The organism is Aeromonas sp. 602200 (assembly GCF_049173895.1).
Classification (GTDB): Bacteria; Pseudomonadota; Gammaproteobacteria; order Enterobacterales; family Aeromonadaceae; genus Aeromonas; species Aeromonas veronii_A.
This window is the reverse complement of record NZ_JAAKSL010000010.1, coordinates 13,880-32,941: the sequence shown is the minus strand read 5'-3', so window position 1 is coordinate 32,941 and position 19,062 is coordinate 13,880. Positions and strand designations below refer to the sequence as shown.

The following is a 19,062-nucleotide window of genomic DNA, read 5'->3' as shown; positions in this document are numbered from 1 at the left end:
GGGGAAATAACCTCTTTCCATTCACTGACAAATAGATACCAAGCCAATAAAACGGACCCGCCTGTTGCCATGCATCGGCAGACTCAGGCAATGTCGCGAGATGCGCATTGCCCTGCACGGACAGCACAACAGCAGTGTCAACGTTATCGACGGATAGCATGAAGCAGGCGAACGCGCAGAAAGAGTTGAGAGCTGACGCCATTTTCATGTGCGGCTCAGCCATCTCGGGGGGAAGAGATCTGAAGCTTTCCGAGCCCGACTCACATCGGGGGTGGCAAGGTGGGCGATTTTGCAGTTGTGGACAATTTAGTCAACCCGGAAAGATGAGAATAACTAGCAGATAGTTGAATGGATCAATCTTTATGCACAAAGATGACTACAAAAAGCACTATTAACAGAAAAAACAAAAGAGCGTAACTCAGTGAATCTACTATCTTGCAGCCTGCAATTCCTATTCATGTTCATATGAATACATATCTGATGGCAAAATGCGGACCCAATCGGCAAGGCGACAAACTATGTCGCGCACCTGCCAATAATATGGCAGCGTCTGCCACGGTTACGACAACGAATAACCATGAAAAGCACAGCCCCCGGCCTGATCACCGGGAGCAGTGCGGATTATTCGGCTGACGCTCGTCGGTAATGATCAACGATCCACGCCTCGAAATCGGCCAGCATGCGGGTTTCCGACTCGTTGTTGTCGGCGATAAGCTCGGCGCCGTGGACCACCCGGATATGGGCATCGAGCGGGCTTCCCTCGCCAGCCGCGGGGCGCTGCTGGGCTGCGGCCATGCAGGCTTGCGCCTGTTGCCACGCCTCAGCGGCGCTCAGGTTGCACGCCTCGGCCAGCGGCACGGCACTGAAGCCTTCACCAGTCAGGCTGCGCAGGGTCTCATCATGAGTCATGCCGTTGCCCGGCCCCCAGTAGTGGGCGGCCAGATCCGGCCCGATGCGCGGGTTGTCGGTGAGGTAGCCATCGCGCTTGAGGAAGCAAGCGCGGGTCTGCTCCACCGCCATCAGCGCCAGCAGGTAGCCGTGATAGGCGCAGGCCGACTCCTGATTAAGGAGGTGCGGAATGGCCAGCAGCGGGCGCGGGCTCTCGACACCGAGGATCTTGCGCTCCCATTTGCGGGCCAGCGCCAGCACAGCCTCGGGAGTACGTTCAGCCTCATCCATGGCGTAGAGATCCCGCTCGAAGTAGGCCACCAGCGCGATCTGACGTTCGTTAAAAGCGCGAAACGGCTGACGGGCGGCGATCATCTCCTTGATAAGCGCATCGGGGATCGCCTCTCCTGCCGCATTTCTGGCGTAGCGTTTGAGCCAGTCGGCATCGTCCAGCAGGCTGTCGCAGAACATCGACTGGGTCTCGGCATAAGCCATAGAGGTGGGCGGAAACTCCTGTGAGAAGCAGGGGGCGTTGCCGGTGACATTGGCAAAATGCGCGGCGTGGCCCCCCTCGTGGAACAGGGTGTTGAGCCCGCTCCAGCCGCTGCCCACCTGCGCCGGATCGGCCAGGCTGGTGAAATTGACCACCGCAGGTATCCACTCCCCCTGCTGGAAGAAGCTCGGCACCGGGCCGTGGCAGAAGCCGTTCTCGTATTTCCCCTCCCGGGTCAGCAAGTCCAGGGTGAGGGTCGCCCCGCGATACTGGATGCCGAGACGACGGAAGCTCTCGACCCAATCCTTCAGCGCCCGCGAGAAGGGCACATAAGGATCGAGCTGGCGGGTTACATCACCACTGATGGCGTAGCGCAGGTTATGGGGCATCAGGGCCGCCTCCCCCTTGGCCGCTTTCAGCTCGGCAAGGCTTTGCTGCAGCCGGGCGTCGGTGCGGGAAATGAAGTCGTCGAGAATGGAGAACAACTGCTCCGGGCTCATCTGCTCGTTCTTGCGCACCTTGTAATCGAAGTAGTCGCGATAGCCCATGGCGCTGGCAAAGCGGTTGCGCAGCGCCACCACCTCGAGAAAACCATTGCCGACCACCCACTGCTCCAGGGTGTGGAACATGGCGAGCGCGCTCTGGCGCACCGCCTCGCTCGGGCTGGCGGCAAGGGAGGTACTGGCGGCGGGTAGGCTACCAGCCACCTGCTGGCCATGCTCATCCAGCAGGGTCAGTTTCAGCCCCTTGCGGCGGGCGAACAGCGCCGCCTCGGCAGCCACCAGCTCATCCATCAGGGCGGCAGCGGCGGGATCTTCAATCACATTGCACTCGAAGAAGGCGATCCAGCCTTGCAGACCGCGCTTGATATCATCCTCGTCGGCCTGCGCCAGCATCTCCCGCAATTCGGGCAGACGGGCCGGATTGGCGCAAAAAGCCTTGTAGGCCTGCTCGGCCGCGGTAAAACCGGCCTGATCGTCGCTGGTGCCCATATAGGTGGACCAGAAGAGATCCTCCTTGCGCCTGTGTACCTGCAGATAGTCGGCGTTGAGCTGGTTGAAGTAATTCCTGGCAATGGAACTCATAAATTCCCTCTTGTTATGGGGTCACCCGCAGCGGGGCCCACTCCTTTTTTAGTGAAATGCCAAATGATTCACACTCTTTGGCAAAAATTGCGCAGGGATGCGCCTGAACACGCTACCAAAAAATGGGGAGTGCTGTCTGCTGGCTATACTGTTGTCAAAACGCTCATTTAAGGGCGCGCGACCACTGGTTAATAGTAAATAAGTTGTTACATCAAGCAATTGGCTGCCGCAGTAACGAGCCATAGAAAATCAACAGGGAATGAGGGTTTCGTCATGTTCAAGCTCGGTGATATCACCGTGAGCCGCAAATTGTTTTTGCTGCTCACGTTGGCGTTTGTCGGTTTTGTCTCGCTGCTGTTCATCTCGGCCAACGCGCTCCAGCGCAATCTGATGAGTGAGCGAGAGGCGCGGCTCAATGCGGTATTAAGCCAGGCCATGAGCCAGATCCAGTTTCTGGCCAGCACCCTGCCTATGGAGCAGGCGCAGCAAGAGGCACGCAAGCTGCTGACCAATATGCGCTTTGACGACAACAACTATCTGTTCGTGATCAATGAGAACCGCCAGATGCTGGTGCACCCCATCCGGCCGGAGCTGGTCGGCCAGACCATGGGGGAAGGAACAGGTGCCACCGCCGGGCAGTTCTGGCTGCAGATGGTCGATATTGCCAAGGGAGGCAAACAGGGCACCCTGCAATATGTCTGGAGCGGCCCATCGGGCGAAACTGCTGACAAGCTCTCCATGGTGTCAGGCTATCAACCCTGGGGCTGGATCCTCGGTTCCGGCATGCTGCTGCAGGATATCCAGCAGACCATCTGGGCCCAGTACATGAAGATGGGTAGCGCCACCGCCATTGTGACCCTGCTGATGGGGCTGCTGGGCTGGCGCATCACCCGCTCCATCGTCTCCCCCCTCAACCAGATCAACAACGCCATGCAACGGGTCGCCCAGGGGGATCTGGTGGTGAGCATCCCGGTACATGGCAAGGATGAGCTGGGCATGGTCGCCCGCTGTACCAATCAGAGTCTCGATGCCATTCGTCACGCCCTGCTGGAGGCCAGTCTGGGTGCCCGCAACGTGGCCGATGCAGCCCTGCGCATCGCCGCCTCCGCCGAGCAAACCAATCAGGCGGTGAGCAGCCAGCGGGATCAGCTGGCCCAGCTCGCCACAGCCATGAATGAGATGAGCGCCACCATCTCCGATGTGGCCGGGCATGCCGAAAATACCGCGCGGGATACCCAGGAAGCGACCGGAGAAGCTGGCCTCGGCAACCGTGACGTTCACGCCAGTGTGCACGGCATCAAGGCGCTGGCTACCGAGGTGGAGCAGGCCACCCTGCAGGTCAACCAGCTCAAAGAGGGGGTCATGCAGATCGGTGAAGTGACCGCCGTCATCAGCTCCATCTCGGATCAGACCAATCTGCTGGCTCTCAACGCCGCCATAGAGGCCGCCCGTGCTGGCGAGCAGGGGCGTGGCTTTGCCGTAGTCGCCGATGAAGTGCGCCAGCTGGCCAGTCGTACCCGCCAGTCCACCGAAGAGATCCAGAGCACCATCGCCCAGTTGCAGCAACGGGCCGTCACTGCTGCCAATGCCATGGATGCCAGCCGAAAACTGGCCGAAAGCAGCGTCAACCAGTCACAACAAGCGGGTCAGGATCTCACTCTGATCGTCAACCATATCCAGCATGTGAGCGACATGGCGACCCAGATCGCTACCGCCGCCGAACAGCAGAGCATGGTGGCCGAGGATATGAATCGCAACGTCAGCGGCATCAACGACTCGGCGCTCGAGATGTCCCAGTCCGCCTCGCAACTGGCGCAGGAGAGCGAACTGCTGGCCGGTCTCTCCCGCAGCCTGGATGAGCGGCTTGCGGTGTTCAAACTGGGCAAGGAGTCCAGCAAGACTCCTATGATGCCAACTCTACATCACTCCAATAGCGAGCAGCGCGCCCGCCATTGATGGCGTCAATCCGTGTCGCCTTGTCACTCGACCTGCCAGCTCGGCTGGCAGGTTTTTTTACGCCGACAACACGCAATCAGCATGCACCTTATCGGCATATTCAACGGTATTCGACGCCATTCACAAATTAGAGAACAATTTAAAAACAGCCAGTTAGAACGTTTTTTGTGCCACCGGATTATGCATTTAAACATTTAACTTCAAATAATTAATCAATGCGGTGCACAATGCTGATGGCCGAACATTTGGCCCATCACTAACCATCTAGTCATTTGGCAAACTGACCGAAAGGTCGGGACGCAAAGCCTCCGGTCTACAGACGTTTTGTCCAGGATAGCGGGGTTGCCACACGCAAGTGTGCATCGGGGAACTCCCTGGCCAACTGACTGCCCACATCTATCGAACAGAGGAATGTATGGCAGCAAAAATCCAACTCAATCACATCGCGGCGGTGCTGGCCCTGCTGGCCAGCGGCAGCGCCCTGGCTCATGGCTACATCAGCCAGCCCGAGAGCCGCAACTACCTGTGCAAAACCGGCGGCAACAGCCAGTGTGGAGGCGTACAGTGGGAACCCCAGAGCGTGGAGGGGCCATCAGGCTTCCCGCAAACCGGCCCGCAGGATGGTCAAATCGCCTCGGCGGGCAGCCCGCGCTGGAGCGAGCTGAACATCCAGACCAGCGACCGCTGGACCAAGCGTGAAGTACAGCCCGGCCCCTTCGCCATCAGCTGGACCTTCACCGCCAACCACGTCACCCGCAACTGGCGCTACTACCTCACCAAGCAGGACTGGAACCCCAATCAACCGCTCACTCGCGACTCGTTCGACCTGACCCCCTTCTGCGTCATCGACGGCAACATGGTGCAGCCGCCCAAGGAGATGACCCATAACTGTGTCCTGCCGGAGCGAACCGGTTATCAGGTGATCCTCGGCGTGTGGGAAGTGGGCGACACCAGCAACAGCTTCTACAACATCATCGATGCCAAGTTCAAAGATGGTAGCCAGCCGCCGCTGGAGTGGAGCCAAGCCGGCACCATCTACCCCTCCATCGACCTTGCTGTGGGTGACAAGGCGATGACCCGGGTATTCGATGCCAACGGCGAGCGCCCCGATCTGCAGACCGTGCTGACCATCACCACCGCCGAGCAGGGCCAGAAGAACAGCTGGGCCCATGCCCTCGCCAGCAAGATCAACGCCGAGCAGAGCCTGATCCGCGCCGGTCAGCAAGGAGCCGATGGCCAGTTCAATCCGGTCTACGGTATGAACCCCGTCTATCTGCATCGAGACAGCAAACTGGATCGAGTCGAGATTGACCTGCAACAGCTGCAACCGCCTGTGGTGGACAGCATCAGCGTCAGCGGTCTGGCCAGCGACTATGTGCTGGACAACGGCAAGGCAACCCTGGACTTTACCGTCACCGCACAGGGCGATCTGGCCGTTTCCAACACCCTCTATGATCACGGCGGCGTCGCCAGGGGTGAAAGCCGTGCCGATATCAAAGACAGCAGCCACACCTTCACCATGGCGCTGGAAGGGCTCACGGCAGGTCACCACCAGCTGGTGATCAAGGCCACCCCGAAAGCGGGCGGCGAGACCCTCCAGCAGACCCTGGATCTGATGTTCAAGGAGCAGAGCAGTGGCGGCGACTACCAGTTCCGCTTCCCGAACGACATCAAATCCTACACCGCTGGCACCAGGGTGTTGCAGCCGAAAAATGGCAAGGTCTATCAGTGCAAGCCCTTCCCCTACAGCGGCTACTGCCAGCAGTGGACCACCACCGCCACCCAGTACGAGCCTGGCATCGGCTCCGACTGGCAGATGGCATGGGATGAAGTGAAGTAACTCGTCACCGGATAGCAAAAGGGGAGCCATTGGCTCCCATTTTTGTTTTCTCTTCCGATTCAAATCTGGAAGTCGAGGGCGGGCTCGCTGCCCATGGCGCGGGCCTGAATATCCGCCAGCGCCAGCTCGGGGTTGCAGAGCTGGATAAACTGCCAGGCAAAGTTGTGCTGGAACTGCCCCTGCTTGAGGCCAATCCAGGCTGTGTGGGGGGCAAACAGATGGCTGCCGTCGAGCTGTACCAGCCCCTGATCACGCTGGGCGTCGAACGCCATGTCGGCCAGTATGCCGACCCCCATCTCCAGCTCGACATAGGTCTTGATGACATCGGAGTCCTGCGCCGTCAGCAGGATCTGCGGTTCAATGCCAGCTGCAGCAAAGGCTTCATCCACCCGCACCCGCCCGGTCAACCCGGCTTGATAGGTGACGATGGGCCAGTTGGCCAGCGCCGCCAGCGTCAGATCCCGCTCGCCAGCCAGCGGATGTTGCTCGGGCACCACGATATTGTGGTGCCAGCGGTAGTAGGGGAATGCCACCACCCCTTCGCTCTTGTCGAGCTGCTCGCTGCTGATGCCGATATCCACCTCGCCGGTCTGTACCAGCCGCACTATCTCCTCCGGGCTACCCTGACGCAGCTCCAGCTGCACCAGCGGGAACTGCTCGCGAAACGCCTTCACCACCCGCGGCAGGGCATAGCGCGCCTGGGTATGGGTGGTCGCTACCAGTAAACGTCCCGAGTCGCGGTTGGCAAAGGTGCTGGCCAGTTTGCGGATGTTGTTGGCGTCATTGAGAATGCGCTCGGCGATCACCAGCAGCTCCTTGCCCGGCTCGGTCATACCGAGCAGCCGCTTGCCGTAGCGGATGAACAACTCGATCCCCAGCTCCTCTTCCAGCTCGCGGATATGGCGACTCACCCCGGATTGCGAGGTAAAAAGGGCGTTGGCCACCTCGGTCAGGTTGTAATCCCGCCGCGCAGCCTCCCGGATAATTCGTAACTGCTGAAAATTCACCTTGTCGCCTCCTGCGAAGAGTGGGAGACACAAGCTGGTCACCCCCTCATTTTTGTTATTTGGCCGGATCATGCCCCGGCAGAGCGCCTGAACCCGGGCAGCCATGCCACCCGCAACAAAACATCAAATCTGGTAATCGGGATAGAACTGCGCCTGTCTGGCAACCAGCCGCACCCCCTGTCCCGGAGCAAACTGCTTGGCCGCCTCCTTGCTCAGCTCCGCCTCATAGTGGGCCCCTTTGGTTTCGCCATCGCCACGCAGCTCCACCCGAATGCGTGGCCCCATGGGCAGCAGACGGGTGATGGTGGCACGGATCCCGCCCGGCGCATCGGCTGGCAGAATCTCCAGTTCATGGGGACGGACATAGGCGATGGCGGCACTGCCGTGGGCCAGATGGGAAGCCGACGGCCCGCCGAGCAGCTGCTCGCCGACACCGAATCCCTGCTCCGCCACCCGACCGCGGAACTGGTTCACGCTGCCAAGGAAGCTGTGGACGAAGGAGCTGGCGGGCTGGTCATAGACCTCGGCCGGGGTGCCAATCTGCTCGACCCGGCCGGCATTCATCAGCACCACCCGATCCGCTACCTCCAGCGCCTCCTCCTGATCGTGGGTGACGAACAGGCTGGTGACGTGCAGCTCGTCGTGCAGCTCGCGCAGCCAGCGGCGCAGCTCCTTGCGCACCTGCGCATCGAGGGCGCCGAAGGGCTCGTCCAAGAGCAACACCTTGGGCTGCACCGCCAGCGCGCGGGCCAACGCAACCCGCTGACGCTGACCGCCGGAGAGCTGGGTCGGATAGCGCTCGGCCACGTGGCTGAGTTGCACCAGATCCAGCAGCTCCTTGACCCGGGCGCGAATGGCCGCCTCGGCCGGGCGCTCGCTGCGCGGTTTGACCCTAAGGCCAAACGCTACGTTTTCGAACACCGTCATGTGGCGAAACAGGGCGTAGTGCTGGAACACGAAGCCGACGTTGCGCTCACGCACATGGAGATCCGAGGCGTCCTCACCGCGGATGATGACGTGGCCAGAGTCGGCCTGCTCCAGCCCGGCGATGATCCGCAGCAGGGTGGTCTTGCCACAGCCGGAGGGGCCAAGCAGCGCCACCAGCTCACCGTCGTGAAAGTCGAGGTTGATGTCTGCCAGCGCCGCGTACTGATTGAAATGCTTGTTGAGTTGTTGAACCTGAATGCTCATGGCTGCCTCTTTAAAACGGTGATCAGTGAGATTTGGTGGGCTGGGCACGCAGCCGGGCCAACAGGGTTTCACCCAGCAGGGTGAAGATCCCGAACAGAGCCAAGAGGCTTGCCACTGCAAAGGCGGCGCCGGTCTGGTACTCGTTGTAGAGGATCTCGATATGCAGCGGCAGGGTATTGGTCTGGCCGCGAATATGGCCGGAAACTACCGACACCGCGCCAAACTCCCCCACCGCGCGGGCGGTACAGAGCAGCAGGCCGTACATCAGGCTCCAGCGAATGCCGGGAAGGGTGACGCGCCAGAACATCTGCAAACCGCTCGCCCCCAGCATGATAGCCGCCTCCTCCTCTTCCGGGCCACGCGCCTCCATCTGGGGCAGCAGCTCGCGCACCACGAAGGGCACGGTAATGAAGGTGGTGGCCAGGATGATCCCCGGGGTGGCGAAGATGATCTTGATGTCGTGCTCGCTCAGCCAGTCACCAAACCAGCCGCGGCTGCCGAACATCAACACCAGCATCAGACCGGCGATCACCGGCGACACCGAGAAGGGCAGATCGATGATGGTGATGAGCAGCTGCCGACCGGGGAAGCGGAAACGGGCGATAGCCCAGGCCGCCGCAATCCCGAACAGCAGATTGAGTGGAACCGCACAGAGGGTCACCAACGCGGTGAGACCGAGGGCGCTCAAGGCATCCGGCTCGCTGATGGCGTGCCAAAAGAAGGCGAGCCCCGGCGTCAGCGCCTGAATAAAGACGGTGGCCAACGGCAGCAGCAACAGGGCGGCAAACCAGCCCAAACCGACCGTGATGAGCAGCCACTTGACCCACTGGGGTTCACGGATCACGACCGGTGCCTTGCGAGCGGGGGTCGCCTCCACAGAGGCCGCCTCAATGGCGATAGCAGATGAACTCATATCCGGCTCCCTCCGATGCGAGACCAGCTCCAGGCCTGCAACTTGTTGATTAGCAGTAACAAAATGAACGAAATCAGCAGCATCACCACGGCGATGGCGGAGGCACCTGCGTAGTCATACTCTTCCAGGTGGCTCATGATCATCAGCGGCGCGATTTCCGAGACCATAGGCAGGTTGCCGGCGATAAAGATGACCGAACCGTACTCCCCTACCCCGCGGGCAAACGCCAGCGCAAAGCCGGTGAGCAGGGCCGGGATCAGGGTCGGCCAGAGCACGTGGATAAAGGTCTGCCAGCGATCGGCGCCGAGGCTGGCGGCCGCCTCCTCCTGTTCGGTTTCAGCCTCCCGCAGCACCGGCTGCAGGGTGCGCACCACAAACGGCAATCCGATAAAGGTGAGTGCGATGACCACCCCGATAGGGTTGTAGGCGAGCTGGATGCCGAGCGGCGCCAGCAACTGGCCGATCCAGCCGTTGGGAGCGAAGATGGCGCACAGGGCGATGCCGGAAACGGCGGTCGGCATGGCGAATGGCAGGTCGATCAGCGCATCCACCAGACGACGACCGGGGAAGGTATAGCGCACCAGGATCCAGGCCAGGATCAGGCCAAACAGGCTGTTGAGCAGCGCCGCGACAAAGGCCGCACCGAAGCTCAGGCGAAAGGAGGCGAGCACCCGGGGTGAACCGATCACCTGCCAGAACTCGGCGGCGGTCAGGTTGTTGATCACAAACAGCACCAGGGCCGAGAGCGGCAACAGCACCAGCAGGCCCAGATAGAGCAGGCTGAACCCCAAGGTGAGGCCAAAACCGGGCAGGACAGAATAAGAACCAAATCGCATAACACATCCATCTGTTATGAAGAATTTTCGATATGGTGATTCTGCGCACTCCCCTCATCGGCAACAAACATCAATTGCGACTTTGCTAATCACTTTTTTGTCTAACCGCAGAGTCACAAGGCTCTTGGCGCACTCCAAATAAAAAAAGGTCTTTTATATAAATAAAAGACCTAAGAAATGGAGCAATACGGAGCGGAGCATTCAAAGAACGGGGGCATGGAGTAGCCAGCGAACAGCGCGCTCGCCAACCCTCCAACCACTTCACAGATACCTAGCGAAAGCCCAGTACGACCGGCCGGGGCGATGCGGTCTTGACCGGTGCCACTACCAGCTCACCACGGCGGTAGAGTGCCCCCAGCAAATGCAGCCCCTGATGCCAGTCCCCATGACCTGACTGGGCATTGATATGGCCAGCCTCACCGGCATCGAACAGCGGCACCTGCCACTGACGGCTCCAGTATTCGGCCCGCTCAAAGCTCATCCAGGGATCATTGCGGCTGGCCACCAGCTGGGCCGACACCTGCAGCGGCCCGGCCAAGGCCTCATCCGCAATACCAAAACGGGCGGGATCGGCGGGCGCCACCAGAAAGATCGAGGCCACCTTCTCCGGCTGCAAGCGGGCCGCCGCGATGGCGGTCAGGGCGCCGAAGGAGTGAGCCACCAGATGGACCCGGCTGCGGCGACGTTTCAGCTTGCTCGCCAGCTTGGCACTCCAGACCCTGAGGTCCGGCTTGTCCCACGGTAGCCCGGTCATCCGCTGCCATTGGGGAAAATGATCGTGCCAGCGGCTCTGCCAGTGATCCGGCCCACTGTTGTGCAGACCGGGAACCAGGAGGATCTTGTTCATCTTGGTGCTCCTATCGGCTGGCACAGGGGCCAGTTCAGTGATGGATAACGAAGCTATCAACGACCCGGCTGATAGATCTGGTCAAACAGACCGCCCTGGGCGAAGTGTTTCTTCTGGGCTTTCTCCCAATCCCCTTCCAGATCCTTGACGGTAAAGAAGGCAAGCTGCGGGAACTGGGCTGCTGTCTCCTTCAGGATCGCCGGGTTGCTGGGGCGATAGTGATGTTTGGCGACGATATTTTGCCCCTCGTCAGAGTAGAGATAATCGAGATAGGCCTTGGCCACCGCTTCGGTACCGTGCTTCTTGGCCACCTTGTCCACTACCGCGACCGGCGGCTCCGCCAGAATGGAGACCGAAGGCACCACCAGCTCGAACTTGTCGCTGGCCCCCGCCTGACCAAGCACCAGCAGTGCTTCGTTCTCCCACGCCAGCAGCACGTCACCGAGACCGCGCTCGGTAAAGCTGGTGGTGGCACCGCGGGCGCCTGAGTCCAGCACCTTCACGTTCTTGAATAGATCGCCAACAAACTGCTTGGCCCCCTCTTCACTGCCGCTCTTCTTCAGGGCATAGCCCCAGGCGGCCAGATAGTTCCAGCGTGCCCCGCCGGAGGTCTTGGGGTTGGGAGTCACGATGGCGACATCCTTGCGCACCAGATCATCCCAATCCTTGATCTGCTTGGGATTGCCCTTGCGCACCAGGAAGACAATGGTGGAGGTATAGGGAGAGGCGTTGTTGCCGAGACGACTCTGCCAGTCGGCAGCGGTCAGCCCCTCCTTGGCGATAGCGTTGACATCGTAGGCCAGCGCCAGCGATACCACGTCGGCCTCCAGTCCATCCACCACAGCGCGGGCCTGCTTGCCGGAGCCACCGTGAGACTGGCTCACCACCACGTCGTCGCCGGTTTTGGCCTTCCACTCCTTGGCAAAGGCGGCGTTGTACTCCTGAAACAGCTCGCGGGTCGGATCGTAAGAGACATTGAGCAGGCGGATCTCGGCGGCATTGGCCTGGCCAAATGCCAGCAGAGAGAGCAGGGTCAGGGCGGTCATTCGCAGTTTCATGGTGATACTCCATATCTTGTTGGGTTGAGAACAGCATGCCGTGGAGTTGTTATGCCCAGAAGAAAGAAATAACTCTTTGCTTATCTCTTTTGCTCATATCAGCTCAGCCACCCGCACCGGGAGTCGGACGCAGACTCTGTGAGCCATGCCCCTCTGCCTCCTTACGTCCTGTGCCATCATGGGAACAAGGCAGGCAGATGACGAAAAGGAAGTCGTTATGTGGATCAATGCAGAACCCGTCAACGGTGCCCTGGTCTCGCTGGCCATCGGCCTTATCATTGGACTTGAGCGGGGCTGGCAGGTGCGCCAGCTGGGGGACAACCAGCGCATCGCCGGGATGCGGACCTATGGTCTCATCGGCCTGCTCGGCGGGGTGTGCGGTTTGCTGCTGCCCACCCTAGGCCCCTGGCTGCCGCTGCTCGGCCTGCTGGCGGTGGTGATCGGCTGCGGCCTCTCGGTCTGGCTGGCCCAGCGCTGGCAAGGGGAGTTTGGCCTCACCAGCTCGGTAGCTATGCTGCTCACCTATTTGCTGGGGCTGATGTCGGTGCTGCTGAGCCCGAGCGAAGCGGTGGCCTGCGCCGTGCTGGCCGCCCTGTTGATGGGCTTGAAGGGGCAGATCCAGCAGGGGATGCTGTTTCTGAGCGAAACCGAATTCCACGCCACCCTGCGCTTTCTGCTTATCTCGCTGGTGCTGCTGCCGGTGCTGCCCAACGAGGAGATGGGGCCCCTCGATGCCTTCAACCCCTTCAAGATATGGCTGATGGTGGTGGTGATCGCCGGCATCTCGTTTTGTGGCCACTTCGCGGTGCGGCTGCTCGGCACCCGCGCCGGACTGGTGCTCACCAGCATACTGGCGGGATTGGCCTCCTCCACCGCCCTCACCCTGCAGTTCGCCCGCCTAAACAAGGAGCAGGGCGGGCTGGAGCGGCTGCTGGCCACCGGTATCCTGCTGGCGGGGGCCACCATGTGGCTGCGGCTGCTGGTGCTGGTGCTGCTCATTCACAGCGAGCTGGCGATGCGCCTCGCCGCCCCGCTCGTGTTGCTGGCGACCACGGTGTACGGCTTTGCCTTCTGGTTCTGGCGTCAGCGCGAAGAGCTGACTGACGGCCCGGTACAGCCGGAAACCAGCAACCCGCTCGATCTGGCCACCGCCATCAAGTTCGGCCTGCTGCTGGCGTTGATCGGCTTTATGGCCACCCTGTTGCAGAGCAAGGTGGGCAACTCGGGGGTCTATCTGCTGTCGCTGGTCTCGGGGATCACCGATGTGGACGCCATCACCTTGTCGCTCTCCCAGCTCTCCCACAAGGAGTTGGCGCTGGAGGTGGCGGCCCGCGGCATCCTGCTGGCCGGACTGGTCAACTCGCTGGTGAAGGGGTTGCTGGCCCTCGGCATCGGTGGTCGTAGTCTGGGGCTGCGGGTGCTACTCCCCTACTTCGTCTCGGCTCTGCTGATCCTGCCCCTCGTCTGGCCGGCAGGATGACGGGGATCACCTGCCAGAAGTGACAGACTGACGCCTCTCGCGCTTGTCACGTATACTGCCCCCTCTTGCAGCATGAGGAGGTAGCAATGGCGAGCGACTGGGACAAGGTACTGGCTGGCGGGGCACTGGATAGCCAGAGCGAGGAGATAGCCAACGACCGGATCCGCGGTCAGGCGCTGCTGGCCCAGCTCAATGGTTCATCGGCGGGCGATGCCCCTCTGCGCCAGCAGATCTGCCGCGAGCTGTTCGGCCACTGCCCCGATTCCTGCTGGATCAGCACGCCCTTCACCTGCGAATTCGGCCGCAACATTCATATCGGCGAGAAGACCTTCTTCAACTTCAATATCACCATTCTCGACGTAGGCGAAGTGCATATCGGCAGCCATGTGCTGCTGGCCCCCAACGTGCAGATCTACACCGCCACCCACACCATGAACTATCTGGAACGACGCAACTGGACTGCCTACAACAAGCCGGTACGGATCGGCGATGACTGCTGGATTGGCGGCGGCGCCATCATCTGCCCCGGCGTCACCATAGGGCCGCGCTCCATCATTGGCGCAGGCGCAGTGGTCACCCGCGACATCCCGGCCGACTCGGTGGCGGTGGGAAATCCGGCCAGGGTGATCCGCACCCTCAAGCAGGACGAGGAGCGCTGCTGGGAGCTGGCCCAGTGATGGCGCTGGCGCTGCTGCCACTGGGCGCCGCCCTCTGGCTCGGCCTCGGCGAGCAGCAGTGGTGGCCGCTGGCCGTGTTGCTCTTCATGAGCCTGCTGACGGTAGCCGCCTACGCCTGGGACAAGCGGCAGGCGGTGCGGGGCGAGTGGCGCATTCCCGAATCTCGCCTGCACCTGCTGGAGCTGTGCGGCGGCTGGCCGGGGGCACTGGTGGCCCGCCAGTGGCTGCGTCACAAGACCCAGAAGCGCAGCTACCGGCTGGTCTTCTGGTTTATCGTGCAGCTGCACCTCACACTGTGGGCGCTCTGGGTCGGGCGGCCACTCTGGCAGCAATAGCCAACTGCATCACAAAGGCGAAACGGGACCCATTGCGGCCAATTGGCGGCTGTGAGAAAACAGAACAGATCCCATCAGCGTTTTCGCCGTTTATAGACGACAAGGAGTCGTGACATGACCATGTGGACAGGCATAGTCCTGATCGTATTTATCAGCCTATTGTTCGGATACCTCGGCAAGCGAGCTCGCTACCAGATGGGGGATGCACGCATCACCGACCGCCTCGGCAAGCAGGATATGATCATCAGAGAATTGCAGGAGCGGATCGCCAATCTGGAGGCGATCGTCATCGAAGAGGAGAAGCGGCGCCCGTTTCGGGAGCTGTGATTTTTCGCCATCAGGCGTCAGATAACCAAAATTCAAATCAAAGAAAGAGGGCTGCATGATGCAGCCCTCTCTTGTTTGAACTGCTTCAGATTGCCAACGGCAGCAACTCGGCATAGTCGCGGATCGCCGGAAAAGCGGTAATGCTCTGCTCCGGCTTGCAGCTATCCGGATTCTGGATCGCCAGCTGATAGCCGATACCATAGTCGGCGGCAGCCCGCAGGATCCGCTCGCTGTCATCCACAAACAGGGTGCGGGCCGGATCGAACGCCAGCCGCTCGGCCAGTGCCTGCCAGCAGTGCTGGCTCTCCTTCGACCAGCCCAGTTCGTGGGTACTCACCATCAGATCCAGATGGTCGCTCAGCCCCAGCTGCGCATCCTTCACCGACAGGCTGGCGGGGTGGGCATTGGTGAAAAGCACCAGCTGTTTGCCCGCGGCGCGCAGCGCGGCCAGAAAGGGGATGGCGTGGGGACGCCACTGGATCTTCGCCAGCAGCTCCTGCTTGAGGGCCCGAATGTCGAGCCCCAGGGTCTCGCTCCAGTAATCCACGCAGTACCAGTTCAGGGTGCCGTTGACGGCGTGATAGTGGACGTCGATCTGCGCTTTGGCTTCATCCAGCGGCAGGCCGAGCCGCTCGGCGTAACGCTCCGGCACCAGCTGCTGCCAGAGGTGGTTGTCAAAATGCAGATCGATCAGGGTACCATCCATATCGAGCAAGACGGTATCAATCTGGTGCCAAGGCAAGGTGGTGGAGCGGGAGTGTGGCATCGGGCCTCTTGAGCGCGGATCTCGGAAAACGGGGCGGCAGTATAACGGATTTTTCCTCCCCCTTTGCCATCCCTGGCCCGTGGTGTTCGGTGTGAGAGTCGTTTACTCTTGAAGCACGATTTTTTAACGAGCCGTCACCCCTGATGAGTGAGCACCACAAAAGCCCCCCCGAACAGATTTCGATCGACCAACTGGATCATCCCAAGAGCAAGCCGGAGATCCTCAAGGCCGATATCGTGGCCGAGAGCCGACTGTTCAAGGTGGAATCGCTACACCTCAAATTCTCCAACGGCGAAGAGCGGGTCTACGAGCGGATGCGCGGCGGCAATCGTGGCGCCGTCATGGTGGTGCCGCTGTTCGATGCCCACACCCTGCTGCTGGTGCGCGAATATGCCGCCGGCACCCACTCCTACGAGCTGGGCTTTCCCAAGGGGCTGATCGACCCGGGCGAAGATGCCTTCGAGGCGGGCAACCGGGAGCTGATGGAGGAGGCGGGCTTTGGCGCCAACAGCCTGACCCTGCTCAAACAGGTGTCGCTGGCGCCTGGTTACTTCTCAAGCCGGATGGATATTTTGCTGGCGCGGGACCTCTTCCCCGAGCAGCGGATCGGCGATGAACCGGAACCACTGGAGGTGATCCCCTGGCCGCTGAACCGGATCGACGAATTGCTGGCGCGACCCGACTTCACCGAGTCGCGCAGCATCAGTGCCCTGCTCCTGGCCCAGAAGTGGCTGGCGGAGCAGACAGAGTAGCCCGCAGACGGGCAGTTAACAGACAGAGGATAACGAGATGCAGGAGTTGTTGGCCTGGGTGCCGGGGGTCAAGGAGATTGCCCGCGAAGCCGGAAGGATCCTTCACGACATCTATCACGGCGGTCAGTTCGAGCGTCAGCTGAAGGAGGATGCGACCCCGGTCACCAGTGCCGATCTTGCTGCCGATGCCTACCTCAAGCAGGCGCTCTCGGCGCTCACTCCCCACGTTCCCGTGCTGACTGAAGAGGCGGCCGACATCCCCTTCAGCCAGCGATCCAACTGGCGGCAGTACTGGCTGGTGGATCCCCTCGACGGCACCGGCGAATTTATCGCGGGCAGCGGCGACTTCGCCACCCTGATCGCCTTGGTGCGGGACAATGTGCCGGTGCTCGGGGTCATCTATGCTCCCGAGTCCAACGTGCTCTACTGGGCGGTGCGCGGCTACGGCGCCTTCAAGGAGGTGAATGGCGAGGTACTGCCCATCAGCGCCATGCACCACGAGCATGACCAGCCCGACTCGCTGGTAGTTGCCATCAGCCGCCGCCAGAAGCTGGAGAACCTCACCCGCCGCCTCAACCCGGCCATCAACTACGAGCTGATCCCGCTTGGTTCCAGCTCCCTCAAATCCTGTCTGGTGGCGGAAGGGGCGGCCGATTGCTACGTGCGGCTCGGCCCCACCGGCGAGTGGGACACCGCCGCCGCCCAGTGCATCGTCGAGGCAGCCGGTGGCCGCATCCTCAGCCTGGCGTTGCAGCCACTCAGCTACAACGAAACCGAGTCGCTGGAGAACCCGGACTTTATCGTGATGGGGGATCCGGATCTCGCCTGGGGCAACATTCTGGCCCACTAGGCCGATAGCGATATCATCACACCAGATAAGCAGGCGGCCCGATGGCCGCCTGCTTTTTCAGAGAAGTTACCCCGGGTAATGACCGGAGTGATCCTCTGGTCAAGGCGCTCTTGAACAGCGTGATACGCTGGCAAAGCGGCAAAATGACAGTGAAACATCACAGTCGGTCGGCGAGAAATGGTGCAGCTTTTCACGTAATTCTGAAAACACCTGATTAGTCAAAATAAAAAAACGAACGCAGATCAAATTTTGGTTTTATATTTCACAAAAACCACAAATATCAGTTTTGTTGCATTCTGTGACCCAGATTCCATTCCCAATCTCGCTGGCTAAACCCCGCAATGGCAGTGATATGTTTCAGCCTCGCTTTTTGAGAATTAAATCCCGATAAACCACAATAAACTCAGATTAAAACACTAACAAAAAGTGAATTATTAATGAGTTTATCTGTAGAGGCTACCAAGGAGCTATCCGGTTCCTGCTCCACCACGGCCAGCACCACCCGCTGGCGCCGTCACGACACCCACTGGGTCATCAGCCTGTTTGGCACCGCCGTTGGCGCCGGCATCCTGTTCCTGCCCATCAATCTGGGTCTGGGCGGGATCTGGCCTCTCGTCATCGTCGCGATACTGGCAGGCCCCATGACCTTCCTGGCCCACCGCGGGCTGGCGCGCTTCGTGCTCTCATCGTCACGCCCCCACGCCGACTTCACTGAAGTGGCGGAGGAGCACTTCGGCAAAATGGCCGGCCGCCTTATCTCGGCGCTCTACTTCCTCTCCATCTTCCCGATCCTGCTCATCTACGGGGTCGGGCTGACCAACACGGTAGAGAGCTTTATGGTCAACCAGCTCGGCATGGCAACCCCGGATCGGGTGATGCTCTCCGGCGTGCTGGTATTTGCCATGATCGCCGTGATGCTGGCGGGTGAGAAAGCGATGCTGCGCGCCTTCGCCTTTATGGTCTATCCGCTGGCGGCCATTCTGGCGGCGCTCTCCTGCTACCTGATCCCTCAGTGGCAATGGCCGGAAGTGACCGCATTTGAAGGGGTCAGCTTCCTCAACACCGTCTGGCTGGCGCTGCCGGTCACCGTGTTCGCCTTCAGCCACGCCGCCGCCATCTCCGGTTTTGCCAACGTGCAGCGCCGTGAATATGGCGAGCAGGCGGAAGCCAAGAGCGGTCTGATCCTGCGCAACACCACAGTAATGCTGGTGGGCTTCGTGCTGTTCTTCGTCTTCTCCTGCGTGCTGAGCCTCTCGCCAGCCCAGCTGGCTGAAGCCAAGGCCCAGAACGTCTCTGTGCTCTCCTATCTCGCCAACATCACCGACAACCCGGTGATCGTGACTCTGGGACCGCTCATCGCCTTTATCGCCATCAGCTCCTCCTTCCTCGGCCACTTCCTCGGTGCCCGCGAAAGCCTGAAAAGCCTGATCGCCAAGCCCACCGGTCTGCCGCTGGCCAAGGCGGACAAGCTGGGCATTGCCCTGATGTTCTTCTCTATCTGGGGTGCCGCCGTCATCAACCCGGGCATTCTGGGGCTGATGGAAACCCTCTCCGGCCCGGTCATCGCCATGATCCTGTTTATCATGCCGGTGATTGCAATCTACAAGGTGGAGGCGCTGGCCCGCTTCCGTCACGGCTGGACCAACGGCTTTATCCTGCTGACCGGCTCGCTGGCAGTATCGGCGCTGATCTTCAGCCTGTTGAAGTAACGACTCGCAGCAGAAAACAAAAAAGAGAGGCGACCCCGGGGTCGCCTCTCTT

At 60.8% G+C, this 19,062-nt stretch carries 17 protein-coding genes and 1 riboswitch; of the genes, 9 read left to right on the top strand and 8 right to left on the bottom strand.

Annotated elements, in window-relative coordinates; translation table 11 throughout:
* Nucleotides 1–621: 621 nt before the first annotated feature.
* Nucleotides 622–2,466: a M3 family metallopeptidase gene (locus tag G5221_RS12920; protein WP_421263360.1), complete on the bottom strand. Its 1,845-nt coding sequence runs from the start codon at nucleotides 2,464–2,466 to the stop codon at nucleotides 622–624.
* 273 nt (nucleotides 2,467–2,739) lie between these two features.
* Between G5221_RS12920 and G5221_RS12915 the strand changes: the two genes are divergently transcribed.
* Entirely contained in the window at nucleotides 2,740–4,422 is a 1,683-nt protein-coding gene (locus G5221_RS12915) for a methyl-accepting chemotaxis protein (protein ID WP_216952126.1), read from the top strand.
* Nucleotides 4,423–4,686: 264 nt separating this feature from the next.
* Nucleotides 4,687–4,772, top strand: a riboswitch (cyclic di-GMP riboswitch).
* A 65-nt stretch (nucleotides 4,773–4,837) separates the two neighbouring features.
* Entirely contained in the window at nucleotides 4,838–6,262 is a 1,425-nt protein-coding gene (gbpA, locus tag G5221_RS12910; RefSeq protein ID WP_421263359.1) for an N-acetylglucosamine-binding protein GbpA, read from the top strand.
* A 59-nt stretch (nucleotides 6,263–6,321) separates the two neighbouring features.
* On the opposite strand, the gene cbl is transcribed toward gbpA, so the two are convergent.
* The 6 genes from cbl to G5221_RS12880 form a co-directional block, all read right to left on the bottom strand.
* Complete coding sequence (cbl, locus tag G5221_RS12905) at nucleotides 6,322–7,269, bottom strand: HTH-type transcriptional regulator Cbl (protein ID WP_040067353.1); 948 nt, start codon at nucleotides 7,267–7,269, stop codon at nucleotides 6,322–6,324.
* A gap of 123 nt (nucleotides 7,270–7,392) precedes the next feature.
* A complete protein-coding gene (locus G5221_RS12900; RefSeq protein WP_184236101.1) occupies nucleotides 7,393–8,460 on the bottom strand; it encodes a sulfate/molybdate ABC transporter ATP-binding protein in 1,068 nt (355 codons plus the stop codon).
* 22 nt (nucleotides 8,461–8,482) lie between these two features.
* Entirely contained in the window at nucleotides 8,483–9,373 is an 891-nt protein-coding gene (gene cysW / locus G5221_RS12895; protein WP_005343065.1) for a sulfate ABC transporter permease subunit CysW, read from the bottom strand.
* Complete coding sequence (gene cysT, locus G5221_RS12890) at nucleotides 9,370–10,209, bottom strand: sulfate ABC transporter permease subunit CysT (protein WP_421249667.1); 840 nt, start codon at nucleotides 10,207–10,209, stop codon at nucleotides 9,370–9,372. The genes cysW and cysT overlap by 4 nt, the downstream gene beginning before the upstream one ends.
* A gap of 271 nt (nucleotides 10,210–10,480) precedes the next feature.
* Nucleotides 10,481–11,056, bottom strand: coding sequence for an RBBP9/YdeN family alpha/beta hydrolase (locus G5221_RS12885; RefSeq protein ID WP_058058574.1), 576 nt, complete (start codon nucleotides 11,054–11,056; stop codon nucleotides 10,481–10,483).
* 56 nt (nucleotides 11,057–11,112) lie between these two features.
* Nucleotides 11,113–12,114: a sulfate ABC transporter substrate-binding protein gene (locus tag G5221_RS12880; protein ID WP_421263358.1), complete on the bottom strand. Its 1,002-nt coding sequence runs from the start codon at nucleotides 12,112–12,114 to the stop codon at nucleotides 11,113–11,115.
* A gap of 217 nt (nucleotides 12,115–12,331) precedes the next feature.
* Here G5221_RS12880 and G5221_RS12875 point away from each other — a divergent pair, with 217 nt between their 5' ends.
* The 4 genes from G5221_RS12875 (at nucleotide 12,332) to G5221_RS12860 (ending at nucleotide 14,933) form a co-directional block, all read left to right on the top strand.
* On the top strand, nucleotides 12,332–13,594 hold the full coding sequence (locus tag G5221_RS12875; protein ID WP_421263357.1) for an MgtC/SapB family protein: 1,263 nt from the start codon (nucleotides 12,332–12,334) through the stop codon (nucleotides 13,592–13,594).
* 86 nt (nucleotides 13,595–13,680) lie between these two features.
* Entirely contained in the window at nucleotides 13,681–14,271 is a 591-nt protein-coding gene (locus G5221_RS12870) for a sugar O-acetyltransferase (protein ID WP_421263356.1), read from the top strand.
* Nucleotides 14,268–14,606 (top strand): DUF1294 domain-containing protein, encoded by a 339-nt coding sequence (locus G5221_RS12865; protein WP_421263355.1) that lies wholly within the window; start codon nucleotides 14,268–14,270, stop codon nucleotides 14,604–14,606. The genes G5221_RS12870 and G5221_RS12865 overlap by 4 nt, the downstream gene beginning before the upstream one ends.
* Before the next feature lie 114 nt (nucleotides 14,607–14,720).
* A complete protein-coding gene (locus G5221_RS12860; protein ID WP_040067337.1) occupies nucleotides 14,721–14,933 on the top strand; it encodes a hypothetical protein in 213 nt (70 codons plus the stop codon).
* 85 nt (nucleotides 14,934–15,018) lie between these two features.
* Here G5221_RS12860 and yrfG read toward each other — a convergent pair whose 3' ends face one another.
* Nucleotides 15,019–15,699, bottom strand: coding sequence for a GMP/IMP nucleotidase (gene yrfG / locus G5221_RS12855; protein WP_203977625.1), 681 nt, complete (start codon nucleotides 15,697–15,699; stop codon nucleotides 15,019–15,021).
* A 143-nt stretch (nucleotides 15,700–15,842) separates the two neighbouring features.
* Between yrfG and nudE the strand changes: the two genes are divergently transcribed.
* The 3 genes from nudE to G5221_RS12840 all read left to right on the top strand — a co-directional run bounded on the left by nudE (nucleotide 15,843) and on the right by G5221_RS12840 (nucleotide 19,010).
* Nucleotides 15,843–16,451: an ADP compounds hydrolase NudE gene (nudE, locus tag G5221_RS12850; RefSeq protein ID WP_421263354.1), complete on the top strand. Its 609-nt coding sequence runs from the start codon at nucleotides 15,843–15,845 to the stop codon at nucleotides 16,449–16,451.
* 37 nt (nucleotides 16,452–16,488) lie between these two features.
* Nucleotides 16,489–17,301 (top strand): 3'(2'),5'-bisphosphate nucleotidase CysQ, encoded by an 813-nt coding sequence (gene cysQ, locus G5221_RS12845; RefSeq protein ID WP_005357849.1) that lies wholly within the window; start codon nucleotides 16,489–16,491, stop codon nucleotides 17,299–17,301.
* Between the two features lie 437 nt (nucleotides 17,302–17,738).
* Entirely contained in the window at nucleotides 17,739–19,010 is a 1,272-nt protein-coding gene (locus G5221_RS12840) for an aromatic amino acid transport family protein (protein ID WP_421263353.1), read from the top strand.
* The last annotated feature ends 52 nt before the right edge of the window (nucleotides 19,011–19,062 follow it).

Coding starts and splice junctions, on each gene's coding strand:
- G5221_RS12840 (WP_421263353.1), top strand. CDS start 17,739: ATGAGTTTATCTGTAGAGGCTACCAAGGAGCTATCCGGTTCCTGCTCC.
- G5221_RS12900 (WP_184236101.1), bottom strand. CDS start 8,460: ATGAGCATTCAGGTTCAACAACTCAACAAGCATTTCAATCAGTACGCG.
- cysT (WP_421249667.1), bottom strand. CDS start 10,209: ATGCGATTTGGTTCTTATTCTGTCCTGCCCGGTTTTGGCCTCACCTTG.
- nudE (WP_421263354.1), top strand. CDS start 15,843: ATGAGTGAGCACCACAAAAGCCCCCCCGAACAGATTTCGATCGACCAA.
- yrfG (WP_203977625.1), bottom strand. CDS start 15,699: ATGCCACACTCCCGCTCCACCACCTTGCCTTGGCACCAGATTGATACC.
- G5221_RS12870 (WP_421263356.1), top strand. CDS start 13,681: ATGGCGAGCGACTGGGACAAGGTACTGGCTGGCGGGGCACTGGATAGC.
- cysQ (WP_005357849.1), top strand. CDS start 16,489: ATGCAGGAGTTGTTGGCCTGGGTGCCGGGGGTCAAGGAGATTGCCCGC.
- G5221_RS12885 (WP_058058574.1), bottom strand. CDS start 11,056: ATGAACAAGATCCTCCTGGTTCCCGGTCTGCACAACAGTGGGCCGGAT.
- G5221_RS12915 (WP_216952126.1), top strand. CDS start 2,740: ATGTTCAAGCTCGGTGATATCACCGTGAGCCGCAAATTGTTTTTGCTG.
- G5221_RS12875 (WP_421263357.1), top strand. CDS start 12,332: ATGTGGATCAATGCAGAACCCGTCAACGGTGCCCTGGTCTCGCTGGCC.
- cysW (WP_005343065.1), bottom strand. CDS start 9,373: ATGAGTTCATCTGCTATCGCCATTGAGGCGGCCTCTGTGGAGGCGACC.
- gbpA (WP_421263359.1), top strand. CDS start 4,838: ATGGCAGCAAAAATCCAACTCAATCACATCGCGGCGGTGCTGGCCCTG.
- G5221_RS12880 (WP_421263358.1), bottom strand. CDS start 12,114: ATGAAACTGCGAATGACCGCCCTGACCCTGCTCTCTCTGCTGGCATTT.
- G5221_RS12860 (WP_040067337.1), top strand. CDS start 14,721: ATGACCATGTGGACAGGCATAGTCCTGATCGTATTTATCAGCCTATTG.
- G5221_RS12920 (WP_421263360.1), bottom strand. CDS start 2,466: ATGAGTTCCATTGCCAGGAATTACTTCAACCAGCTCAACGCCGACTAT.